This is a genomic window from Mesorhizobium sp. M0904, assembly GCF_040319475.1.
Classification (GTDB): Bacteria; Pseudomonadota; Alphaproteobacteria; order Rhizobiales; family Rhizobiaceae; genus Mesorhizobium.
The window spans coordinates 1-22765 of record NZ_JAMYOC010000034.1 but is presented as its reverse complement, the minus strand read 5'-3'; the positions used below and the strand labels follow the sequence as shown (position 1 = coordinate 22765).

Annotated in this window: 14 protein-coding genes and 7 pseudogenes; 4 read left to right on the top strand and 17 right to left on the bottom strand. The window is 60.6% G+C overall.

Annotated features, from left to right (window positions below; genetic code table 11):
- The 6 genes from NKH80_RS27735 to ltrA all read right to left on the bottom strand — a co-directional run bounded on the left by NKH80_RS27735 (nucleotide 1) and on the right by ltrA (nucleotide 7707).
- Nucleotides 1–1434, bottom strand: a complete 1434-nt coding sequence (locus tag NKH80_RS27735; RefSeq protein ID WP_352994903.1) for an aldehyde dehydrogenase family protein — start codon at nucleotides 1432–1434, stop codon at nucleotides 1–3.
- 200 nt (nucleotides 1435–1634) lie between these two features.
- The gene (locus NKH80_RS27730) at nucleotides 1635–2561 is read right to left on the bottom strand and encodes a LysR family transcriptional regulator (RefSeq protein WP_352994958.1); all 927 of its coding nucleotides are present in this window, start codon (nucleotides 2559–2561) and stop codon (nucleotides 1635–1637) included.
- A 123-nt stretch (nucleotides 2562–2684) separates the two neighbouring features.
- A complete protein-coding gene (locus NKH80_RS27725; RefSeq protein ID WP_352994901.1) occupies nucleotides 2685–3587 on the bottom strand; it encodes an HpcH/HpaI aldolase/citrate lyase family protein in 903 nt (300 codons plus the stop codon).
- A 133-nt stretch (nucleotides 3588–3720) separates the two neighbouring features.
- On the bottom strand, nucleotides 3721–4872 hold the full coding sequence (locus NKH80_RS27720; RefSeq protein ID WP_352994898.1) for a CaiB/BaiF CoA transferase family protein: 1152 nt from the start codon (nucleotides 4870–4872) through the stop codon (nucleotides 3721–3723).
- Nucleotides 4873–4887: 15 nt separating this feature from the next.
- Nucleotides 4888–6141: a methylaspartate ammonia-lyase gene (locus NKH80_RS27715; protein ID WP_352994896.1), complete on the bottom strand. Its 1254-nt coding sequence runs from the start codon at nucleotides 6139–6141 to the stop codon at nucleotides 4888–4890.
- Nucleotides 6142–6468: 327 nt separating this feature from the next.
- Complete coding sequence (gene ltrA / locus NKH80_RS27710) at nucleotides 6469–7707, bottom strand: group II intron reverse transcriptase/maturase (protein ID WP_352775746.1); 1239 nt, start codon at nucleotides 7705–7707, stop codon at nucleotides 6469–6471.
- A 725-nt stretch (nucleotides 7708–8432) separates the two neighbouring features.
- On the opposite strand from ltrA, the pseudogene NKH80_RS27705 reads away from it, so the two are divergent.
- Together NKH80_RS27705 and NKH80_RS27700 are read left to right on the top strand one after the other, a co-directional pair.
- Nucleotides 8433–9292: pseudogene (locus NKH80_RS27705) on the top strand (site-specific integrase).
- 10 nt (nucleotides 9293–9302) lie between these two features.
- Nucleotides 9303–10552: pseudogene (locus tag NKH80_RS27700) on the top strand (IS91 family transposase).
- Between the two features lie 303 nt (nucleotides 10553–10855).
- Here the strand turns inward: NKH80_RS27700 and NKH80_RS27695 are convergent.
- The gene (locus NKH80_RS27695) at nucleotides 10856–12013 is read right to left on the bottom strand and encodes an IS110 family RNA-guided transposase (RefSeq protein ID WP_352613659.1); all 1158 of its coding nucleotides are present in this window, start codon (nucleotides 12011–12013) and stop codon (nucleotides 10856–10858) included.
- A gap of 460 nt (nucleotides 12014–12473) precedes the next feature.
- On the opposite strand from NKH80_RS27695, the gene NKH80_RS27690 reads away from it, so the two are divergent.
- Nucleotides 12474–13420, top strand: a protein-coding gene (locus NKH80_RS27690; protein ID WP_352994893.1) for an IS630 family transposase whose coding sequence is annotated in 2 segments (ribosomal slippage) — nucleotides 12474–12812 and nucleotides 12815–13420 — 945 coding nt in all. Because the reading frame shifts where the segments join, the coding sequence is not laid out codon by codon here.
- A gap of 13 nt (nucleotides 13421–13433) precedes the next feature.
- Here the strand turns inward: NKH80_RS27690 and NKH80_RS27685 are convergent.
- The 8 genes and pseudogenes from NKH80_RS27685 to NKH80_RS27650 all read right to left on the bottom strand — a co-directional run.
- Nucleotides 13434–13670, bottom strand: a pseudogene (locus NKH80_RS27685) (transposase); the annotation flags it as partial.
- A gap of 90 nt (nucleotides 13671–13760) precedes the next feature.
- A pseudogene (locus NKH80_RS27680) lies at nucleotides 13761–13969 on the bottom strand (hypothetical protein); the annotation flags it as partial.
- 301 nt (nucleotides 13970–14270) lie between these two features.
- Nucleotides 14271–14606, bottom strand: coding sequence for a hypothetical protein (locus NKH80_RS27675; RefSeq protein ID WP_352994890.1), 336 nt, complete (start codon nucleotides 14604–14606; stop codon nucleotides 14271–14273).
- A gap of 173 nt (nucleotides 14607–14779) precedes the next feature.
- Complete coding sequence (locus NKH80_RS27670; protein WP_352994888.1) at nucleotides 14780–15826, bottom strand: ABC transporter ATP-binding protein; 1047 nt, start codon at nucleotides 15824–15826, stop codon at nucleotides 14780–14782.
- Nucleotides 15823–16830, bottom strand: coding sequence for an ABC transporter ATP-binding protein (locus NKH80_RS27665; protein ID WP_352994886.1), 1008 nt, complete (start codon nucleotides 16828–16830; stop codon nucleotides 15823–15825). Before NKH80_RS27665 ends, NKH80_RS27670 begins: the two co-directional genes overlap by 4 nt.
- A 1-nt stretch (nucleotide 16831) precedes the next feature.
- Nucleotides 16832–17713: an ABC transporter permease gene (locus NKH80_RS27660; RefSeq protein WP_352994884.1), complete on the bottom strand. Its 882-nt coding sequence runs from the start codon at nucleotides 17711–17713 to the stop codon at nucleotides 16832–16834.
- Nucleotide 17714: 1 nt separating this feature from the next.
- Entirely contained in the window at nucleotides 17715–18656 is a 942-nt protein-coding gene (locus NKH80_RS27655) for an ABC transporter permease (RefSeq protein ID WP_352994881.1), read from the bottom strand.
- Nucleotides 18656–20275 carry an ABC transporter substrate-binding protein gene (locus NKH80_RS27650; RefSeq protein ID WP_352994878.1) on the bottom strand — a complete coding sequence of 540 codons (1620 nt, stop codon included), beginning with the start codon at nucleotides 20273–20275 and terminating at the stop codon, nucleotides 18656–18658. The genes NKH80_RS27655 and NKH80_RS27650 overlap by 1 nt, the downstream gene beginning before the upstream one ends.
- A 396-nt stretch (nucleotides 20276–20671) precedes the next feature.
- Between NKH80_RS27650 and NKH80_RS27640 the strand changes: the two are divergent.
- Nucleotides 20672–20924 (top strand): annotated as a pseudogene (locus NKH80_RS27640) (DDE-type integrase/transposase/recombinase); the annotation flags it as partial.
- A gap of 13 nt (nucleotides 20925–20937) precedes the next feature.
- Here NKH80_RS27640 and NKH80_RS27635 read toward each other — a convergent pair.
- A pseudogene (locus tag NKH80_RS27635) lies at nucleotides 20938–22055 on the bottom strand (IS110 family transposase).
- A 189-nt stretch (nucleotides 22056–22244) separates the two neighbouring features.
- Nucleotides 22245–22765 (bottom strand): annotated as a pseudogene (locus NKH80_RS27630) (recombinase family protein); the annotation flags it as partial.

Below are 22765 nucleotides of genomic sequence, written 5' to 3'. Positions count from 1 at the left end.
TCATCCGAATGACCCGAACCCGTTGACCAGTTTTAGGTTCTGGAAGCCCCGAAAACCCTGTTCGCCGCCCTCATATCCATAGCCGCTCTGTTTAACGCCTCCATACGGTGCATCTGCGGAAACCCCTTTCAGGTAATTTACACTGAGGGCGCCTGCCGAAAGACCGCGAATCAGCGCCTGTTTCGCATCGGCGGCGGCGGTGAAGAAGTAGGCGGCAAGGCCATACTCGGTGGCGTTGGCTTCTTCGATCGCCTCCTCGATCGTGTCGAACGGCGCCACGATGAGGATCGGCCCGAACGGCTCGTCATGAAGCACTTTCGCATCCTTTGGCACCCCTGTCAGGATGGTCGGTGGCCAGTAAAAACCCGGCTGGTCGAGGCGGGTGCCGCCGGTTTCGATGCGGGCGCCGCGATCGACCGCATCCTTGACCAGACGCTCCATGGCCTCGATTCGCCGCGCGTTTGCCATCGGTCCCATCTCCGTCGCCGGATCGTCCGGTGGGCCGATCTTGATTTCGCGCGCGACTGCGGTCATCCGGGACAGAAACTCTTCATAGAGCGGCCGCGCGACGAGGATTCTGCTGGGCGCGTTGCAACTCTGGCCCGCGCACTCGAACTTGTATTCCGAAATTGCCGGTACGGCGTTTGCCAGGTGGGCATCCTCGCATACTACGACCGGGGAGTGCCCACCGAGTTCAAGAATGCACCGCTGCAAGTTATTCGCGGCAAGCTTGGCGAGCTGTTTTCCAACCTCGGTAGAGCCCGTGAAAGTCAAGATCTTCACGATCGGCGAACTGAGTAGATGCCGGGATATTTGCACCGGCACGCCGAAGACGAGATTGACCACGCCGTCCGGGATACCCGCTTGTCGCAAGGCTTCGACGAAATGGACAGCCGCGCTTGGTGTCTCTTCAGCCCCTTTTAGGATCACCGGACAGCCTGCCGCCAAAGCAGGGGCGAGTTTGCGGGCGATGAGAACGGCCGGGTAGTTCCAAGGCGTAAAGGCAGCAACGACTCCAAGGGGCTCCGGGACGATTATCCGGTTCGGGCCCATCGGAATAGGGGCCGACAGCTCTTCGGCGTGGGTGCCGTTCCACTCCAGTGTTTCGACAGCGCGCGCATATTCACCTGTCGCTTCGGCAATTGTCTTTCCCTGTTCGACCGACAGGTCTCTGGCTGCCGCTCCAAGCTTCGCTGCCAAGATCCTGGCGGCTGCTACGAGGATCTCGCCACGATCTTTTGCAGGCCGTGCGGACCAAGCCTTGCGGCTCCGCTCTGCCGAAGCAAGGGCCTCATCCAGGTCCGGCGCTGAAGCCGCGGCCACCGAGCCAAATACCTTCGCTGTCGCCGGGTTGATCACCGGCAGAGTAATTCCGGCACTTCCGGCTCGCCACCTGCCGTTGATGAAAAGCTGATAGCTCGTGGCGTTGGACATCGCATGCTCCGCTTGACTGAATTCCTGCCAGTGCGAGACCAGCCGATATCCGGACCTAGGCTCGCATCTCTGCAGTTCATCGCGATGGTCACGCCCGGTCAAATATGGAATATCGACCAAAACCATCTCGAATACAGATTGACCCGGTTCAGGCAGTCGCGGAGGAGCAATAGCCCTTGGACTTGGTTCGAACGATGTGCCTAAGCCCGGTCCGGAGCCGTGGCCGACCAGTGCCTGCTCTCGATCAATGTCCTGACGACCTTGGGGATCAGCTTGCGGACCGCAGAAACGGCTGGAGAGCGCTCATCTTTCGGGTTGACGGCAAGCACAACGGAACGGGTGATCACTGGATCAATGATTTTAACCGTCCGGAGTTGGCCTTGAGACGCCTCTTTCTGAATGGCTGACGGGGTAAGAATAGAATACGCCTTTCCCTCCATGACCATATTGATGATCGTAGAAAGGGAGTCGACTTCGAATCTTACGTCGAGCACACAACCGTGTTGCGCAACGACATCAGCCACCGAACGCCGGACATTGTTATTGCGCATCGGAACCGCCAGCGGAAACGCATGCAGGTCGGCGAGCGGTATCGAATCTTCCAAAGGCGGTTCACCCGGAGGCACCACCAGGCAAAACTCTTCGCGGGCCAGCACCGTCATTTGCCCCACGCTCTCCGCAGTGCGGTACAGGACTGCCAGATTGAAGCGGCCAGCAGCCATCCACTCCTCCAGCGGTCCAGTCATGCCCTCTATCATCTTAAGTGAGATCCTCGGCAATTCGCTTCTTACTGACTCAAGCAGGGGACCGCTAAGGACGCGAGCGGCTCCGGACGGAATGCCAATGGTCACCTCTCCCGAAGGAGCAGCCACCGTGTTGGTCAGTTCGGCCTCGGTGAGCTGAATTTCCTTCAGAATGATCCGCGCGCGCTCAAGCAGCTTGTCTCCGGACGCCGTGACGCTGACACCGGTCCTATCGCGAACGAGGAGCTGGGTGCCGAATCCTTCCTCCAGTTGACGCACATGCAGGCTTAGAGCGCTTTGAGCGACGTTGAGGGTCGCAGCTGCCTTTGTAAAACTGCCGGCTTCGACGACGCCGACAAAGTATCTTAACTGCCTGATGTCCACGATGACCAAATCCAACCGGAGCATGATCCCCGGTGCCTTCTTATCTATCTCGAAACGAGATGGCAGGCAAGACGGGCCATGTCTCGAAACCCAGCGCCTGTCCGGCCACTGATTAAAGGCAGGTCAGTTACTGCTGGCGAGAGCCAGGATCTCGTGGGCGCGCCGAACTACTGGCGGATCAATCATCTTACCGTTAAACGAGAATGCAGATAGTCCACGGGTGGCGGCCTCGTTTTCCGCCGCGACGACACGACGGGCCCACTCGAGTTCCTGTGCGCTTGGCGAGAAAGCCTCATTAAATATCGCCACCTGTGTCGGATGGATCGCCAAAGCTCCGGCAAAGCCAAGCCGCCGCGCATGCGCCGCGGCTTCACGAAGTTTATCAGTGTCCGAGAACTCGCCGATACTTCCTATGAAGCCCAGCGGGAGCAACCCGGCCGCACGGGCGGCAAAAAGAACGGAAAGGTTCGGCGTCAAGAGCAGGTCGAATTCGGGGGCACCGCCAACAGCAGCACTGAAGTCTTCAGGACCAAGCGCCATTGCAACCATCCTGGGATGCGCCGACGCAATGGCCGCGAGGTTTTGCAATGCACCCGGGGTTTCGATCTGGGCAAGAAACCGGATGCATCCCAGCGGAAGATTTCTCTCGTGTTCAAGTTTCGATACCGCATTAGCGACCTCCATCACCCACTCGCCCGACTCCACCTTGGGAAGGACGAGCGCATCCACGCCTGCAACTACCGCCGCCTCGAGATCTGCGGCCAGCGCGCGTAAGCCCCGGTTGACCCGGACCAGCACTGCTGAACCCTTGCGGCCCACCTTTGCCACGGATGCAGAAAGTTGCCGCCGTGCCTCAAGCTTCCGGTCTCGCGGGACCGAGTCTTCGAGGTCGAGTATGACGCCATCTGCACCGCGGTCATGAGCCGTCTCCACAAAGCGCGGAACGTGAGCGGGAACGAAGAGCAAGGATCTCCAGCGGGGTACAGACATCGCGCTTTCAACGGCCGGAATGGTGTCCCTGATCATAGAGTCGCCTCTGTGGTCGATTTTAGCCAGGTCAGTGACAGTGAGCTTGCTGGGCGGCCGCTGCACTGGGGGCCGGGAGCAGACACGCTCTCTGTAAATCGCGAGCGCGCACCCTTACCAACAAGAGGTGTGCTCACGCTGACGCGGCCCTTATGCGCAAACGCGCTAGAACCTCCTCGCGGACGGTCTCCGTATGGGCGCCGAGAGCCGGAACCGGGCGCAGAGAAGGGCGCTCAGAGTTGAAGATCGCCGCCGGCGCTATCGTCTCTATAGTTCCTTCAGGTGTGCCAACCTCAACCCTGCGAACGTGGGGATGTTTTGAAATATCCGCCACTTCGTTCAATCGGCCATATGCCAGACCGGCCGCCTCAAGCTCCTGCATTGCTTCCTGGCAGGACAGTTCGGAAAACCGCCGTTCAATGATCTCATCAAGTTGCGCACGGTGACCGAGGCGGTCCATGTTGTCGGCAAAGCCAGGTGCGCGTGTGAGCTCCGGCTGCCTAAGGAATTTCTCGCAGCAATTCACCCATTCCCGGTCATTCTGGACGGAGAAGATGACCTCTTTGCCATCGGCGCAGCGATAGGCGCCATACGGCGCCAGTGACGGGTGTTTCACGCCCGCGCGTACCGTGTGGTAGCTGCTGTAGTCGTGTTGCATTACCGGTACGTTCATCCAGTCGGCGACGGCATCGAACAGTGACACCTGAATGCTAGCCCCCTCGCCGGTGACCTCGCGGTGATACAGCGCCTGAAGAATGGCGCTATGTGCCGTCATGCCCGCCGAGATGTCGCAAACCGACACCCCTACACGCGCTGGCCCTTGTTGGGTGCCGGTGATCGCGCATAGACCTGTTTCGGCCTGGACGATAAGATCATACGCCTTCAAATGGGAATACGGCCCCTTCTCCCCGAAACCGGAGATGTCGCAGGTGATCAGCCGCGGAAAGCGTCGACGCAGATCCGCAGACCCGAAACCCAGTTTTTCGATGCTGCCTGGCTTCAGGTTCTGGATGAAGACGTCAGCAACGGCGATGAGCGATTCCAGGACATCACGGTCCGCCTCCGACCTCAAGTCCAGGCAAACTGACTCCTTACCCCGGTTGAGCCAGACGAAGTAGGCGCTCTGTCCCCGCACCAGCTTGTCGTAGTTTCGGGCAAAGTCCCCTTCGGGCCTTTCGACCTTGATGACACGGGCGCCGGCGTCCGCAAGGCGAGACGATGCGTAAGGCGCGGCCACGGCCTGTTCCACGGCCACGACAGTGATCCCCTCAAGAGAGTTCTGCATGCGACACCGTTCTTTTCATCCAATTTTTTCGACCTGAGCCCGACGGCGATTCAGCATCGCGAGCAATCGGTTCTGTTCGTTCCCAACGATGGAGAATCCCTCGTCGACACCCATTCCAGGCTTTGCGAGCATCATGTCCGCCTGGGTTGCCACCGATACGTGGACAGAAGCTTGGGCGGAAAGATCTGTTTCGGTACAGCTCCCCCCGACATACGCCCCTACCTTATTCGCCTTGCAGATGAGAACTGCGCGCGCCGTGTCGGCAATTGAACCCACATCCGGGGTCTTGATTTGAACGAGATGCGCGGCCTTGGCTTCGGCAAAGAGCCGAATATCCTCGAGCGTGTTGCACCTCTCGTCTACGACAATGCGCGCGCTGGAATCCCGGTCATCCAGGATCGATACAATTCGAGCGTAGTTATCAATTTGGGCCTGTGTGGAACCAAAATCCGCCGGGCACTCGATGTTGAGTGTAAAACCCGGAACGGCAGCGGCAACCCTGCAGATAAAGTCGGCGATCCGTTGCGGCTCCAGGCCGATTTCCAAGCCGATCCAGCCGTACACATCAAAATGCAGCACCGGCTGATACCCCGAGCGGCCGATTTCGCGCGTGCGCGTTGCAACCCACTTGACGAACTCTATGAAGCTCTGGCCGTCGACGCCGAATTTTGCCCGTGAATTGATTAGGCCGTGGGGAAGCACATCCACCGCCTTCAGAATCATCTTGTCCACGTTGAGTTCGCGAGCGTCACCACTCTGGCAGTAAATCGGGACGCGGCACGTCGGTAGCGGCAGATCAAACTCCGCACATATGATCTCCGCCATCGTCTTGTGCTGAAGATGGGCGGCTGCGCGAAGAAGAGCTTGGCTAACGCCATACTCTACAGCCAGAGGTAACCGCTGATGTTCGACGGGTTCAAAAAGCTTTGTGCAAGAATCACGAAAATGACAGGCATCGACATCAAGAAGCCGCGGTGCGACAACGCGTGACGTTAATTTTGAGATTTGATTTATGTTGAACAGAGGATCGCGTCCACCAGCACCAGAATACTGGACGTTCATCATGTCGCCCCAAACAACGGTGTCGTCAGCAAGGACGAGGCCGACGCTGAGCGAAGATGCCGGAATGCGGATGGACTTGAACCCAGGCGTTGTCGGTGCGCCGACATAGATGAAGCCGTCCTGGATTGCGCCAGACCTAATGGCTTCCTGATCGTCATAGAAAAATGCGCCGTTGCCAGGCGCGATAAGGACGTCTTCGATCTGCACTTCACTTTGCTCGATTTTGTTGGGACGGCGTTGACGGGCGGTTGCGGTTCGGTTTGGCTACCTCCCAAGTATGCGCCACTTGGCGTTGAGTTCACCAATATAATGTTCTGGACGGTGCCATCGCGTTTTCAGATAGCCGCCGCCTGCTCAAGGAAACCGCCACGCCCGAACCGCGAACCCGCGCTAGAGCGTTCTGTCATTGGATTGAATCGGAGGGGATTCCCGAATCGCGGTAATTTTGATTGATCGGGATAGGGGGACGCCTCGCGACGCCGCCCCTCCCACACCACCGGGCATACGGGTCCGTACCACGGCGGTTCGATCGGATTAAGCTTGGGCAGAGACATGGAGTCGAGGGAGGCCGAGAGACTCGAAGTAGTGGTTGCGCAGGGCCTGTTGGACCGCCGGGTGTCCTGACATGCGCCAGAATCCCGTCGGCGAACCGGCGGCAGCCGCAGAACTGAACTTTGGGACGCCACGATGGCGCAGTTCCTTGAAGCGGTTGTGCCCGTTCCCCCATTGCCGCCAGAGATACATGCGTAGTCTTCGGCGGATCCACGCTTCCAAGTTCGTAAGCACCCGTGGGGTCTGGCAGAAGCCGAAGTAACCGCGCCATCCGATGAGGTATGGCTTCAGCTCTTTGATCAACTGCGGCAGACTGATCCCCCGTGTCCGACGTGTCATGTCCAGGATCAGCGTCTTGAATTTGTCGAGGGCCTTCGGCGCGATGCGCCGCTCGCTCCCGTCATTCGAGATGCTGAACCCCAGGAACTTCCGCTCCTCCGGTCGCGCCACCGCGCTCTTTTCCTCGTTGACCTTCAGCCGCAGCTTCTTGGTCAGGAACCGGCTGACGGAAGCCATGACCCGTTCGCCGGCGCGGCGGCTGCGAACATAGATGTTGCAGTCGTCGGCGTAGCGGCAAAAACGGTGGCCACGTCGGGTCAGTTCCTTGTCGAGATCGTCGAGCAGGAGGTTGCTTAGGAGGGGCGAGAGCGGGCCGCCTTGCGGGGTCCCCTCGTCCACCGGACGGACCAGGCCGTCCTCCATCACCCCCGCATTGAGGAATGCACGGATGAGTTTGAGCGCACGCTTATCGGACACCCTGGCGGCGACGCGCGCCATCAGGCTATCATGATTAACCCGGTCGAAAAATCTTTCGAGGTCGAGGTCAACCACGTAGCTGTAACCCTCGGCAATGTAGCATTGCGCTTGGGCTACTGCCTGATGGGCAGAGCGTCCCGGGCGGAAGCCGTAGCTGTGCTCCGAGAACGTCGGGTCCCACTGCTCTTGGAGGACCTGCAGCAGGGCTTGCTGGATCAGTCTGTCGACGACGCAAGGCACGCCGAGTTTTCTGACCCCGCCGTCCGGCTTGGGGATTTCGACCCGCTTGACCGGCTGCGGCTGATAGGTTCCCTCAAGCAATCGAGACCGGATGCTTGGCCAGTGCTCACGCAGGTAGCCCTTGGCGTCGTCGATGGTCATCCCATCCACGCCTGGGCTACCCTTGTTACTTCGAACGCGTTTCCACGCTGTTTCCAGATTCTCTCGGCTACATACCGTCTCCATTAGCTGTTCCGTCCAAGCCGGGCTTTCGGGTGCCGACTTCGCCATGAGTGGTTCGGCCCCTTGGTAACCGCTGACAGGGGCTTCACCCCGGTCCCTCGGTTCCAGGGCCAGTGAATACTGGGTCTTCTGCCGCTTTCCACTCATGAGTTGCCAGTCCTACTTGCCGCTTCCAATCGTTCGGGCCTTCGGTCATCGTTTCCGGCTCGGCCTATCCATTTGCTCCGCCTTTCGGCCTTGGAGTGCCTCACTAGCCTTGCCGACAGCATCACCTACTACGCCCTCTGCTGACTCCTGCATCACGGTCAGGTCACCTTGCGGTTCCCTCAGTTCCGAAGTCGGAACATGACGCAGGCCTCCCCAGGTAAGCTCAATCGCCTTCCCCGCGCACCTGCCGGATCTACAGCCCTGCCCTTTGATGGATATGGACTTCGCGACACGTTGCCCGCTCGTCCGGCCAGGGATGCCTCATATCCGGTTTCTGTTCGTCAGGTCGCGGTTTTGCTCCACGCTTCCTTCAGACACCACCTCGCGGTAATGCCCTTGCGCTTTGCTAAGCCTTCACCTCCATCAGGTTGGCTAGGGGACTTTCACCCCCAAGCGGTTGAACATGCTGGGCACACAACTAAACCGCTGCCGCGGTAGCTGATGCGCGGGGTCTGGCCTGAGGAGGTCCCTGTCTGAGAAGATTTGGTGTCGAGCCAACCTTTCAGACAGGAGAACCCCAGATGGCCCAGATAAGCCCTCTGCGTCAGCGGATGATTGAAGATCTGACGATCCGCAATTTGTCACCGGAGACCCAGCGATCCTACGTGCATCACGTGGCGAAGTTCAGTCGATTTTTTGGACGATCACCCGATCAACTGGGATACGAAGAGGTGCGCGCCTATCAGGCCCACTTGGTGGGTCGAAGGGTCTCGTGGGGCGCGTTGAACCAGACGGTTTGCCCCTTGCGTTTCTTCTACGGCGTGACGCTGGGTCGATCTGATCTGCCTGAGCGGATCGCTTACGCCCGGACGCCGCGCAAGTTGCCGGTCGTGCTGAGCGCCGATGAGGTGGTCGGCTTTCTGCAGGCCGTGAAGGGGACGAGGAACCGCGTCGCTCCGATGACCACCTATGCGGTGGGCTTACGCGCCACGGAGCGGCGCGTCTGCAGGTGACAGACATCGATAGCAGCCGGATGGTCATTCGCATCGAGCAGGGCAAGGGCGGCAAGGACCGCTATGTGATGCTGTCGCCGCAGCTGCTGGAGATTTTGCGCGTCTATTGGCGGTTGACCAAGCCGGGGCGATGGCTGTTTCCGCGGCGCGATGGCCGCGGCCCGATCCACCCACACACCTTAGGGATCGCCTGTCGAGCAGCCTGCGAGTTCCTGGGCGTTGAGAAGCGGGTGACGGTGCACACCCTTCGCCACAGCTTCGCCACCCACCTTTTGGAAGCCGGCACGGACATAAGGATCATTCAGGTGCTGCTGGGCCATCGCAGCCTGGCGACGACGACACTATACGCCCAAGTCTCAACGGCTGTGATCGGCCGGACCGCCAGTCCTTTTGACCAACTCCGCATGGAGATCACGCCGCCCGGCTGAGCCGCGCGCCATGCGCCCGGATCTGGAAGTGGCGGATGTATTCCACCGTCACGGGGCTGATTATCGCCGCGACCATGCCGGCCATCTCGGGCGTGTCGAGCGCCGGGTCATGGCCACGGTGGAGGCGTGCCGGACCGCGGCCCTGGGCGGTCACGCCGAACACTGCACCGACTGCGGTCTCGTGCGGCAAGCCTATAATTCCTGCCGCAACCGCCACTGCCCTGAGTGCCAGGGCCTAGCCCGCGCCCAGTGGCTGGCCGAGCGGCAGGCTGAGCTGCTGCCGGTCCCATACTTCCACGTGGTCTTCACCGTCCCGGCCCAGATCACTGAGATCGCCTTCCAGAACAAGGCAGCGGTCTATGCGATCCTGTTCAACCCCGCATCTGAAGCCTTGAGGGCGGCGGCAGCCGATCCAAGGCATCTGGGCGCCGAGATCGGCATGGTCGCCGTGCTTCATACTTCGGGTCAAAATCTCCACCATCATCCGCATGTCCACTGCGTCGTGCCGGGCGGCGGCCTGTCGCTCGAGCCTGCCACGGCGAAGGCCGGGGACCAGCGATGGATCGCCTGCCGGCCGGGATTTTTCCTGCCCGTGCGGGTTCTGTCGCGACTGTTCAGGCGGCTATTCCTAGAGCGCCTCAGGACGCCTTCGACGCCGGCCAGCTTCGCTTCTTCAGCGATCTTGCCAGCCTGGCCGACCCTGCCACCTTCTGCGCCCAGCTGGCTGGACTGAAGCGGATCGAATGGGTCGTCTACGCCAAGGCTCCGTTCGGTGGTCCCGAACAGGTTCTCGCCTATCTGGGTCGCTACACCCATCGCGTCGCCATCGCCAACAGCCGCCTCGTGAGCCTGGACCAGGGAAAGGTCAGCTTCCGCTGGAAGGATTATCGCCATCACGACAAGTCCAAGCACAAGCTCATGACCTTAAGCGCCGACGAGTTCATCCGGCGCTTCCTGCTGCACGCTCTTCCAGACGGGTTCCATCGCATCCGCCATTACGGCCTCCTCGCCAACGGCCACCGCGTCGCCAAACTCGCCCAGTGCCGTCTTCTTCTGGCAGCGCCCACGCCGCCGCCGCCGTACCCGACCGCCGACTATCGCCAGCCTTACCGCTGTCTCACAGGACGCTCCCTGGACATCTGTCCGGGCTGCGGCGGCGCCATGGCCACGCTCGGCCCGATCCCGCGCAAGGCCCCGACCTGGCCAGACACCTTGTATGGGGATTTCGTTGTCAAGGGGCCTTCACTGATTTCGCGGTAAAGCGGTCAGGATAGCCATAACAGAACGGTTGGTCACTGCCTTGTGCATTGGTCCGCGAGCATCAAATTCGAGGGGAGCCTGCCTTTGGGCGCATCGCATTACGCCGCAACCTTGTATTCGGTGGGTCTGCAAAAGACCCGGACCATGAAGCAGTCATTGGCTTCAGCAGCAAGGCTCCGAGGCGGCGGGCCCATTCTCATGACGGCAAATAACGCCATGGTGTCCATCGGGACACCGCCACCTCGAATCGATACGCGCGGGCGTCATTACGGCGGTTGATCCGTCAGGCGCCCTGCAGTGTGTTCAGTTCATCGGGCGCAATGTGACGCCCATCGGGATTTCGCCGACGGTAACCAATCGCCAGAGCGCGATGAGTAACTTGCGTGCGAGCGCCACGATCATCGTCGTCTTGCGGGCGCCCTGTGCCGCTCGTGCTTGGAACCATTGCGTCAGTTCGCTATTCTTTTGGAATCTCAGGAAGCGCCAGGCCAATTGGATCAGCCCGCGTCGCACCCGGGCGTTGCCTGCCTTGGCCAACCCCTTTTCGCGTCGTTTAGATCCGCTCTCGTCGGGGGAGCCTGTCAGACCGGCGTAACGCGCCACCGCGCGCCGGTCTCTGAGGTTGCGGCTAAGCACCTCGTGGACCAGCATGTCGGCTGTCTCAATCCCGACACCAATCACGCGCGCCAATAGCACAACCATTGCATTATACCCCGACGCGGGCGCCTGCTCAAGCTGGGCAATTCTGGCTTTTTCAATCGTCGTGATCTGATCGCGCACCACCGCAAGCCGAGCCATGTCGCGCCGCATCTCTTCCAGCATATTCGGCGGAAGCGGCTGTCCTTCCGAAGTGCGCAGGTCCGGCAACTTCTTCGGCGCCCGGCGAAGCTCGGGCTTGAAGCCACGGATGCCGAGCCGAGCCAGCGCCCCTTTCATGCGATTGACTATCCGCGTTTTCTCGCTGACCAGGTTCTCCCGCTCGCGGCTCGGCCGCTTGGCATCCTCTTCCGCCAGTGATGGGATCGCCACCATGCGGCAGTGGCCACGCTCGCCACGCAGCCAACCCAGGAACACGCGCATCAGCATGGCCGTGTCTAGCCTGTCGGTTTTCGCCCGTCGGTGTTCACGGTTCACGGCGACGCTGGTTGAATGGATGACGTGAGCGTCTATGCCTCGCGTCTGCAGCCACCGGGCCAGCCAGAAGCCGTCTCGCCCAGCCTCGAAGGCCAGCGCGACCCGGTCTATCGGCATGCCCGCAGCCTCCGCCTCCGATCGCCAACGCGCGATCAAACCGAGCAATGCATTGGGATCGGGATCGAGTTTCTTGAGGGGGTGTCGCTGAACGCCGGGAAGCATTCCGGCCACCAGCCAGTTATTTTGACTCATTTCTACAACGACGAGCACAGTGCGAGCTTGATCCAATACAGTGATTGATCGGCTGAGATCGTCGACTTTGGACATGATAGTCTATCCTTCGGGTTGATCGTACGACGATGGTGCCACCTCGCCGCTCCCCCGCATAGCTTCTCATGACACGCTGCGCACTGACACGCTCGCACCGGCCATCCCGGCGTCTGCTACAGTCGCCGCCGGGCCTTTGCGCGCTGCTAGTCAAAGTCGCAGCCCGGCTGTCGCCAGCAACGCTGCACCTCAGCGTCAACGACCCAATGGCGCCGTCTCTCGCGTCGCAGATGGTCCTGCATCGCGACAACGGGCGACCGCTCAAGAGCGATCGGCGAGCCCGCTCCGGCGCCTCGGACACACGGTCGAGCCCTAAATCCCCATAGCCGCCCGCCATCCCGCGGTTCAGTTCAATCAGGCTTCAATGTAGTCGCGACCCGTGCGTGTCCGCCCAATCGCGCCCGCGACTACACAGAACCCTCCAGATTCAACCTTCTGGCTGGGAAGGAGGCCAGCCAGGATGGCTTCATCATATTCGCAGGACTTGCGGGATCGTGTGATCGGAGCAGTCGAGGAAGGGATGAGCCGGCGTGCGGCGGCGCGGCGGTTCGGGGTCAGTGACTCAGCGGCGATCAAATGGCTGCAGCATTGGCAGTGCACGGGCAGCCGCAAGCCTGTGGGCACGGGCGGCCATCGGCCTTCCGCGCTCAAGCCGCACCGCGACTTCCTGGAGGCGGCACGGGCGGACAAACCCGACATCACGCTGGAAGCATTGAGCCGCCGCCTTTTGGCTGAACGCGGCGTGAAGGCCGTTACCTCAATGCTGAGCCGCTTTCTGCGGCGCGAGGGGATCACATTTAAAAAAAGACGCTGGTCGCGCGCGAACGGGACCGCCCGGACGTAAGCCGCCGCCGCAGCCAATGGCACAATTATCAGAACCGGATCGACCCCGCCCGGCTGGTCTTCATCGATGAGACCTGGGCCAAGACCAACATGACACGCACCCATGGCTGGGCACCGCGCGGCGAAAGGCTTGTCGACAAGGTGCCGCACGGCCATTGGAAGACCACGACCTTCCTCGCAGCGCTGCGCCATGATTGCATCGCTGCACCTTGCCTGTTCGATGGACCAATCAATGGCGAGCGCTTCCTCGCCTACGTCGAGCAAGTTCTCGTCCCAACGCTCCAGCCGGGCGACATTGTCATCTTGGACAACCTTGGCTCGCACAAGGCAAAGGCCGTCCGCCGAGCCATTCGCGCGGCCGGCGCCAAGCTGATCTTCCTGCCCAAATACTCTCCCGATCTCAATCCGATCGAACAGGTCTTCGCCAAGCTCAAGACGCTTCTGCGCAAGGCGGCTGCGCGAACCGTCGAGGCCGTCACTGCCGCCATCGGCCAGATCCTCGATCACTACACGCCGCAGGAATGCGCCAACTACATCAAGAACGCCGGATATGCATCTACCTAAAAACAGAACGCTCTAGCAAGGCCGCGTCCGACCACGGCGCCTGTCCCACGAAATGCAGCAGAGACTGATGCTTGGCCGACACCCGCGACGGCGCCGTGACGGCCGCCAACGGCTCCACGCTCTTGCGCTCCTATCGGCATCAGAAGTCCGAGGCAATAATCCTTCAGCGGCTCAGCTCGGTCGGCGTGGCCGATCCCCCCTCGACATAGGCATCGAACGCGGCTTCACTCTCGGCTGTCCAGTCGGGCATGGCGGGGCGCTTCCCTGATCACGAAGCAGCACCCTAACAAATCCGCGACCAGCGGGAATCCCCTCGCAGCCGCGACTTGACTCAGTAAGACTAGGCAGGGCGGGCCAGCCGTTCGATGATTCTGGCCCAGCTCCGTGCGCCTTTTTGGAAGCATTTTACATTGTACTTTTCGTTTTGAGAGTGGATACGATCATCATCCAATCCGAAGCCAATCGGAAGGCAATCAGTGAAGAGACAATAGGAATTGATCCGCCTGACCCCATGAACACGGTGGGCCGCCCCCATTCCTCCTCGAGAGCTGCTACTCGTCGGGGTCGGGCGCCGCTCTACATGTAAGCGGCTAGATAGAATGCGGTGCGCGCCGAACTGCTATCCGGGTACGCAGAGCGCAGTGCAGCCTTGCATTTCTTCACCATACCAAAGCTGCGCAATTCGGGTAGGTAGTGCGCGATCGTCGTCGCGTCGTCGAGCACACCTTCGTGCGCGAACGCTGCGACAGAGTGCCCGCATACGACGTCGTCACTGAGTGGCACGCATGCGGCAGGTTTGGCTCAAGCGCGCCCAAGTAGCGCTCATAGACGACGCGCCCGCGATGTAGCACTAGGATGCCATCGGTGTAGGTGTCGAAAAGCGCATCATCGACGCGCCAAGTGCGCCATCAATGTCGGCGAAGGTGACCTCGCCAAGGTCGGCGGCCCTGTCGCTGCGATCAAGCGGCGACGGCCCTTGGCGCCCGCGCCGCACGTTCGCAGTCGGCACAAGCTCGCGCATGTGCGACAGCGACCAACGGACGTGCGGGAACTCGAAAAACTTGTCGCCCTCGAGTACGATGCGCTTTTCATTGGCCGGCGGCGCACCGCGCATCAAGCCGAGTTCATTCGGATCGGACGCGCGCCCGTCGAGATATTGCTGTCCACTGAATTCGAGCATAGGCATAGACAGCCGCTCCAACGCCACATTGTCGACATGTGCACGCAGCCAAGTTCTGTCATAACCTTCTCCATGATCTCCGTCTTTCCAACAGTTGCTAGGACGATTGCTAGCGCAGACGTCTAGCCGGCATCGCGCGTTGTCGGCCCATGCGGCAGCTGTCCGAATACCTCCGAGGATTACAACACGCCCAGACCTGCTATCGTCTGTGGCGAAGAATTGGCTGCCACATCCGGCTGGCCCGGAACGTCTGTGGCCGGAGCGCGCACATGACAGGCCACGACGCGCCCGTCTGCCATCGGCACCAAAGGCGGTACTTCGATGCGGCAGCGCTCGACGGCGAGCGGGCAACGCGGGTGGAACGCGCATCCAGTAGGCGGGTTGATGGGACTTGGCATCTCGCCCTCAACGGGCGGCTGCAACCGAACCCGTGTGGGATCCGGCACAGGTGCCGCCGCGATCAGAGCCTCGGTATATGGATGAACCGGCCGGGCGAAGAGCACCTCGCAGGACGCAAGCTCCACGATCCGCCCCAAATACATGACCGCGACGCGATGCGCGATATGCTCCACAACGCCCAAGTCGTGCGAGATGAAGACGAAGGCAATGCCCATCTGCTGTTGGAGATCGAGCAGCAGATTCAAGATCTGTGCCTGAACTGACACATCAAGGGCTGACACCGCTTCGTCGGCGATGATGAGCGAAGGCCGGAGCGCCAGCGCCCGCGCGATACCAAGCCGTTGGCGCTGACCACCTGACAACTCGGACGGTAACCTATGCATCATCTCGGGCGACATTCCGACCTTCTGGAGGAGGTCTGCAGCGAGCATGTTGCGTTGCTCCCGACTGAGACGCTCGAAATTCTCCGCTGGTTCAGTGATGATCTGTCCAGCCGTGAGACGCGGGTTCAGCGACGAGTAGGGATCCTGGAAGACCATCTGCATCCGACGACGCCACGCGTGAAGCGCTTCCCTCTTCAAACCTGCGATGTCCGTCCCGTCGATCAGCACGCGCCCGCCCGTCGGCTCCACGAGCCGCATCAAGAGCCGCGCGATGGTGGACTTGCCGCAGCCGGATTCGCCGACGATGCAGAGCGTCTCGCCCGCTTCGACAGAAAAGGATACATTCTCCACCGCCCGGATCACTGGGAGTGTGTTCCTGAAGATTCCCGAGGCGAGTGGATAATGCTTCGTCAGATTCTCGACTTGCAGCAATGGCTCGCTCATGCGCCCACTACCTCTTCCGCTCGCCAGCAAGCCGCTGCGTGGCCCGGCCTAACATCACGCAGACCGGGCGTCTTCTCGCGGCAAATGTCTATCACGAACGGGCAGCGAGGCGCAAAGGTGCAACCCACAATGGGCTCGCGAAGGCTTGGCACGATGCCCGGGATCTCCGGCAGGCGACGCTGCCGACCGCGCCGCCGATCGGGCACCGAGCGCATCAGCCCTTGGGTGTAGGGGTGCGAGGGCCGGGCGAAAAGATCAATTACGTTGGCTTGCTCCACGATGCGGCCGGCATACATTACGATCACGCGTTGGCACGTCTCCGCGACAACGCCGAGATCGTGAGTTATGAACATCACCGCAGTTCCGGTACGCTCTTTAAGATCGACGATAAGCCGCAGGATCTGCGCCTGGATGGTGACATCGAGCGCAGTCGTAGGCTCGTCGGCGATCAATAGTTCCGGTGAGCAGGCCAGCGCCATGGCGATCATGGCGCGCTGGCGCATGCCGCCCGACATCTCATACGGATAGTTGTTGACCCGACGCTCGGGGTCGGCGATGCGGACGAGACGGAGCATCTCCTGAGCTTGGGCCATAGCTTCTGCCCTGGAGGCATTGCTATGGATCTGCACCGCCTCGGCGATCTGGCGGCCGATCGTATAGACCGGGTTCAGACTCGTCATGGGCTCTTGGAAAATCATGGCGATCCGGTTGCCGCGGATCGCTCGCATCTCCCGGTCGGAAAGCTCAAGGAGATCGCGTCCGTGAAAGCGGATCTCGCCGCCAACGGTTTTGGCATTAAGCTTCGGGAGCAGACGCAGAATGGAAAGCGCGGTGACGCTCTTGCCGCATCCCGACTCCCCGACCACACCGAGCGTCTCGCCTTTCTTCACTTGGAAGCTGATTCCGCCTAGCGCACGAGTGACACTTTCTTCGCCGAAGAAGTGTGTCTCGAGCTCTCGAACCTCGAGGAGCACGTCTTTTCCAATGTTGGTATGTATTTGCATATCAGCGCCTCCGCTTTGAGCGGGGGTCGAACAGGTCGCGCAAGCCATCGCCGAGCAGGTTGACGGCCAGGACCGTGACGGCAAGGCAGATGCCGGGGGCGAAGACTGTCATCGGGGCGATACCGAGATAGAGGCGCGAACTGGCGATCATGTTGCCCCAGCTCGGGATCTCGGGCGGCACGCCGGCACCCAGGAAACTCAACCCGGCTTCTGTCAAAATCGCACTGGCGCAGACATTGGCGCTTTGGACCATAAGTGCTGGAATGGTGCTCGGCAGGACATGCCGCCACAGCACCTTCGGCAGGCGCGCACCGCCGCAGATCGCCGCCTCCACATAGGGCCGCTCGCGAACCCCCAGAACCACCGAACGAACCAGCCGCGTGACGCTTGGTGTCTCGGGGATCGTAATGGCAACGATGAGGATGCCGATCCCGGGGCCAGTCAGGGAAATAAGCGCGATGGCCAGCAGGATCGTCGGGATCGACATCAGGCCGTCCATGAACCGCATGATGATATTGTCGAAGCGGCGAATGTAGCCGGCGAGTATGCCGATCAAAACTCCGCACAGAGAGGCGCTCGCCGCCGTCGTCAGTCCCACCATCAGCGAGAGCCGGGCGCCGAACACCGTTCGCGCAAACACGTCACGGCCGAGATCGTCGCTGCCAAACCACATCGCGGCGGAGGCCGGCTGAAGACGGTTGAACGGGTCCATATTCAGGGGATCGCCTGCGTAAAGCGGTGCAGCGAGCGCCAGAACGATCAGAAGCGCCAGGAGGCCCCCGCCGACAAAGATCAGTGGATGCCGCCTTGCCATACGGGGAACATCGGAGAGCTGCAGTCGGCCCACTGGCACGGCGTCAACGGGAGCGGAGAGAAACGTCATGTCAGTACCGGATGCGGGGATCGACCAGGGTATAAGAAAGATCGACCGCGAGATTGATCAGGACGTACAGGCCCGAAACGAGGATGAGCACGCCTTGGATGATGGGATAGTCGCGGTTGTTGATCGCATCGACGACGAGGCGACCGACACCAGGGATGTTGAACACCGTCTCGATGATCACAACGCCGCCGATTAGATACGCGAAGCTTATACCGATGACGGTCAGGATCGGGGCGCCAGCATTCTTCAGGGCGTGGTGGAAAAGCAAAGCGTAGGAGGAAGCGCCCTTGGCAACAGCCGTCCGCATATAATCTTCCGACAGAACTTCAAGAATACTCGCTCGTGTGATCCGGGCTATGAAGGCAAGGTAGGGGACGCTCAAGGCAACCGTCGGGAGGATCAGGTGCATAAGCCATGGCCCGGAGCCATGATTGATAGGCCGGTATCCTTGGACTGGTAGCCAATGCATCCTGATAGCGAACAAGTATACGAGAAAGAACCCGACGACAAACACTGGGACGGAGAAGCCAATCGCTGCGAATGCTGTCAGGACGCGATCAACAAGACGGCCAGCCCGCCACGCGGCAAGAATGCCGAGGGAGACCCCAATCGTCACCGACACGAACATCGTCAGCAGTGCAAGGGAAATGGTCGGTTCCAGCCGCAGTGAAATTTGCTCAAGAACGGGGCGCTGAGAGAAAATTGACGTCCCGAAGTCGCCGCTCAGGATGCTGAGGGCCCAATTTACGAATTGAACCGGCAGCGGCATGTTGAGTCCCAGCTGCTGACGGATGTTGGCGACCATTTCTTCCGTCGCCGTGTCGCCGGCGAGGATGTCTGCCGGATCGCCGGGCGCCAGCCTGAGAAGCAGGAAGACGAAAATCCCGACCATCGCCATGACAGCGATGGCCGAGACCATTCGACGAAGGATGTAGGCAGCCACTAGGCTTCGGCTTTCTGCATGTTCCACATCGGGAATATATCTGGCATGCCGATGAGCCCGGTGAGCGTCTTCCGGCGCACGGTTGGTGCGAAATATTGACCCAACAGGACGGTGCCGACGGAATCCCAATACACTTTTTGCATGTTGCGAGCGAGCGACTTGCGTTCGTCGAGCGTTGCGACATCCGCCCATTTGGCCCGGAGGGACTCGTATTCATCGTTCTTAGGCCAGCCGTACCAGGCCTTCTCGCCATTGGCCGTCATAGTGACGTTGGTATGAGGCTCGCCGCGTGAATAATCGGAGTCGGACGTAATGAAGATGCTCCAGCCGCCCGTTTCGACGGGGTCCTTTTTCGCGCGGCGCTTGCGAACTCCACCCAAGTCGCTCGGAGCGAGCTCGGCATTCACTCCAATCTTCCGCAGCTCGGCCGCAAGGAACTGCGTGGCATTGCCGAATAACTGATAGTCCGTAGGCTGGAGAATGACGACCTTCTCGCCGGAATAGCCGGCCTCGTTGAAAAGCTGCTTAGCTTTTTCCGGATCGCCACCCTTTTTGAACCATCCAGTATTCTCGTCGTTTGTATAGGGTGTACCATTTCCAAACCACGAGGTGACCGTCTTAAAATATTCGGGGTTGCCAATTGCGGCCCGCATGAACGCCTCCTGATCAATCAGATAGAGCATTGCCTGGCGCGCCTTCACATTAACGAACGGCTTCTGCAGACAATTCATACGCAGGTACATATCATAACCCGACGTGTTCAGCACTTCCAATACAAGTTCGGGGTCGCTCTCGATGACCGAGAGAAGATCAACGGACGGCTCCTCAAAGTAATCAATCTCACCTTCTTGCAAGGCGGCTAAAGCGGTCTGCTTATCGCGGATATTCTCCCAGACGACACGATCAACCTTGACGACCTTCCCTCCGGCCAATCCGTCGGAAGGCTCCTTACGCGGCACGTATTTCTCGTTGCGATCATAAGTGAAGCTTGCGCCCGGCCTTGCGAGCGCCTCATTGAACTTGAAGGGCCCCGAACCGATATTTGTAGTGACCTGCTCGCTTGCCGGCAGATTGGCGTCCTTTTCACGCATAATGAACAGGCACGGGCCGATAGGCGTCGCTAAGATGTCGAGTAGAAGCCCCATCGGCTCCTTGAGTGCGATTGTAAAGGTCTTGTCGTCCTTCTTCGAGATGTAACTGGCGCGCGCCATCAGCATTTGTCCACCGGCCGACACCTCGCCCCAGCGACGAATCGAGGCAACACAGTCCGCCGCGGTGACGGGCGTGCCATCATGCCAGCCTAGCCCCTCCCGTAGCTCGAATGTATAGATCTTCTTGTCGTCGGAAACGCCCCATTTCCCGACCATTTGCGGCTGCGGCATGAACTTCGCGTCGGGCGCAAACAGCGTGTCGTAAATCGCCATGCCATGCTCTTGAGTGATGTTAGCCGCCGAAAAGATCGGATCGTAGGTGCTGAGATCGCTTGATTTGACCATGCGGACCGTTCGGGCGGCGGTTGGCGCCGTCTGCGCCCGCAAGGCCGAGGGGACCGACAAAGTCGACATAGCCGCTCCGGCAGCCAGGCTCGCCTTCATAAGATCGCGTCGAGAGATTGTCATGTTTCAATTCCCCTTTTTGCGCGCTGTTCGTCCGCGCTTGTCTGATAGATGAATACCGAGAGGAGCATTCATTCGGTCTATGAATAGTCGCGCGGCGACCTACGTCAAATTCAGTTTGCGTATCGTTGCCATCTGGTTTTGAGATAAGCTCAGAGCGGCCTAAGATCTTGACTCAGCAGGGGGGTATCGCTGTGTCCCCTGCGGGAGACCGGTGATTCTGCTGGGGTTGGCGGTCGGTGCTTCGGGTCGGTCAGCTACAACAGGCAGCAGCCGAAATGGTGATCGATGTGTTCACCGAGAAAATACGGCGTGAAGTACGACAACGCGGTCGACTGCCTGAAGAAGGATCGCGAGACGTTGCTGGCGTTCTATGACTTCCCCGCCGAACACTGGGATCGTCTGCGAACGACCGGGGTCATGGCTTCAGTCCGCCGATCGTGCTGTTCAGATACCCGACACGTCGATTTCCGGAAGGCGCGTCGCTCGTGAGCTGACGGAACTGATCGCCCAGCGCGGCAAGCCAGGCATGATCGTCTCCGACCACGGCAGCGAGTTCACCTCGAACGCCATCCTCGCCTGGGCGGATCAGAACCGCGTCGAATGGCATTGCATTGCGCCCGGCAAGCCGATGCAGACGGATGTTGTAGAATAGCCCCTTCTTCTCATTCGGCAGCTTTTTCCACAGCCTCCTGCCTCTTCGGCCTCGTTCGCCATCGGGAAGTCGCTGCTGCGTAGGCAGCTTCCGCCTTCTCGACCCGAGATCGTTCTTCGGCGCGCTTGGCCGGGATGTTGTAGTCGAAGGCGGTGCCGCGTCTGGCATGGCTGGTCGGAAGGCCGGCACGCAGCTCGACCGATCTGAACTTGCGGGCGAGCAAGGCCGGCCGGGCCCAGATGTAGTCGGTATGGCTTGCTCAGCATGTGCCAGATGATGATCGCGAGCTTGCGCGCAGTGGCGACAGCCGCGATGTGTTTCCCGCGGCGCGAGGCGATCCGCTTGGAGAAGGCATGCAGAGGTCCGGGCGAGCGCACAGCCGCCCATGCCGCCTCAACCAGCATTCCCCGCGCATGGCCGCGGCCCTGCTTCGTGGATGCGCCCGTGATAAGCTGGCCCCTCACCGGACTGCCGCACGCTCGGATTGAGGCCAAGATAGGCGACGAGCTTCTGTGGATCGCTAAAGCGCCGTATGTCGCCGATTGCCGCGGCAACGCTCGCAGCCACGGTGGCGTCGAGGCCGGGCAACGATGGCGGCGCGCTCATCCGCAGGCAATATTTGCCTCGTCAGCCATTTGCGCCCGCTGATCCCGACGAGGTTCCCATGCGGACACGGCGGGATCAGGTGGGCGTGGAGGATCGACTGGATCAGGTTCTTCAGCCGCGAACGCTGGCGAACCAGCTGTGTCCGCCTGGTGACCTGTCTTCGGAGGGTAAGGGTCCCCGGATCCGGAACCCAAACCTCGGCAGAAAGCCCGAAGCGTAGAGCTTCGCAAGGACAGTGGCGTCGATCGTGTCAGTCTTCACCTTCGCGTGCGCGATCATGTGCACCTGCTTGGGATTGGCGATCACGATCCGATCGACGTAGGGCGACAGCACTTCAGCGACGGCCGCAGCATTGCCTGTCGCCTCGATCACCACATGATCATCGTGGGTGAGTTCCTTCCTGGCGAACTCCTCGAGCTTATTGCGCAGCATTTGAACCCGGCCGAGCTTGACGATCTCGCCATCAAGCAACGACACGACCTCGGCGGTTACGCGGTGTATGTCCATGCCGATAATACGCACGGTTCCCTCCATCGTTGGTCACGAACAGGGAGCCAGCGGGCAACACGACAAATACGGATCCGCGCTCGCAGCGCATCCGGGCGAGTCGTAGGGCGGCCAGATAACGTGCTCGAACTCGCAGTTCATCTGCATTCGACGGCCTGCCCGCACTTGCGTGCTCCCGGTGCCCGTGGCCCGGATGCGCCAAGCTTAACGAACCTGGCGACCGAGGATGCCGGCAATCAGATCATCATTGGCGATGAGCACCAGTTGGCGGACGGCCGCGATGATATCGCCGGACGTGCTGTTGCGCTGTCCACGGCGCCGCTTCGGCAGGCGCAGTTCAGTATGGACGCCGCCAAGCCAATGGATCAGGAGAACGATCTCTGACGCTTCGTCATCGATATCGGCGACCACCTCCCGGATGCCGGTGCGAACGATGCGCTTCTTGAGCCTTGCATCCGTCGTCGGCGCCGCCCACACAGCCTTGAGATCGGCGGCGAGCGCGGTGACGTTTATTGGCGACAGAAGTGATGGCTCCGATGTCGAGGCATCATGCGCGGCAATCCTGCTCTCGATCTCGCCGACACGCGTAAGCGCCCGGTTCCATCGCAACTCCAGTTCCGCCGCGACCAGCCGGTTCTGGGGATCGATGGCGTCGTATTGCCGGAACGCCCGATCGGCGTTGTAGCGTGCCGCCTCGCGATCGCGCATCAGAGCATCGCGGACCT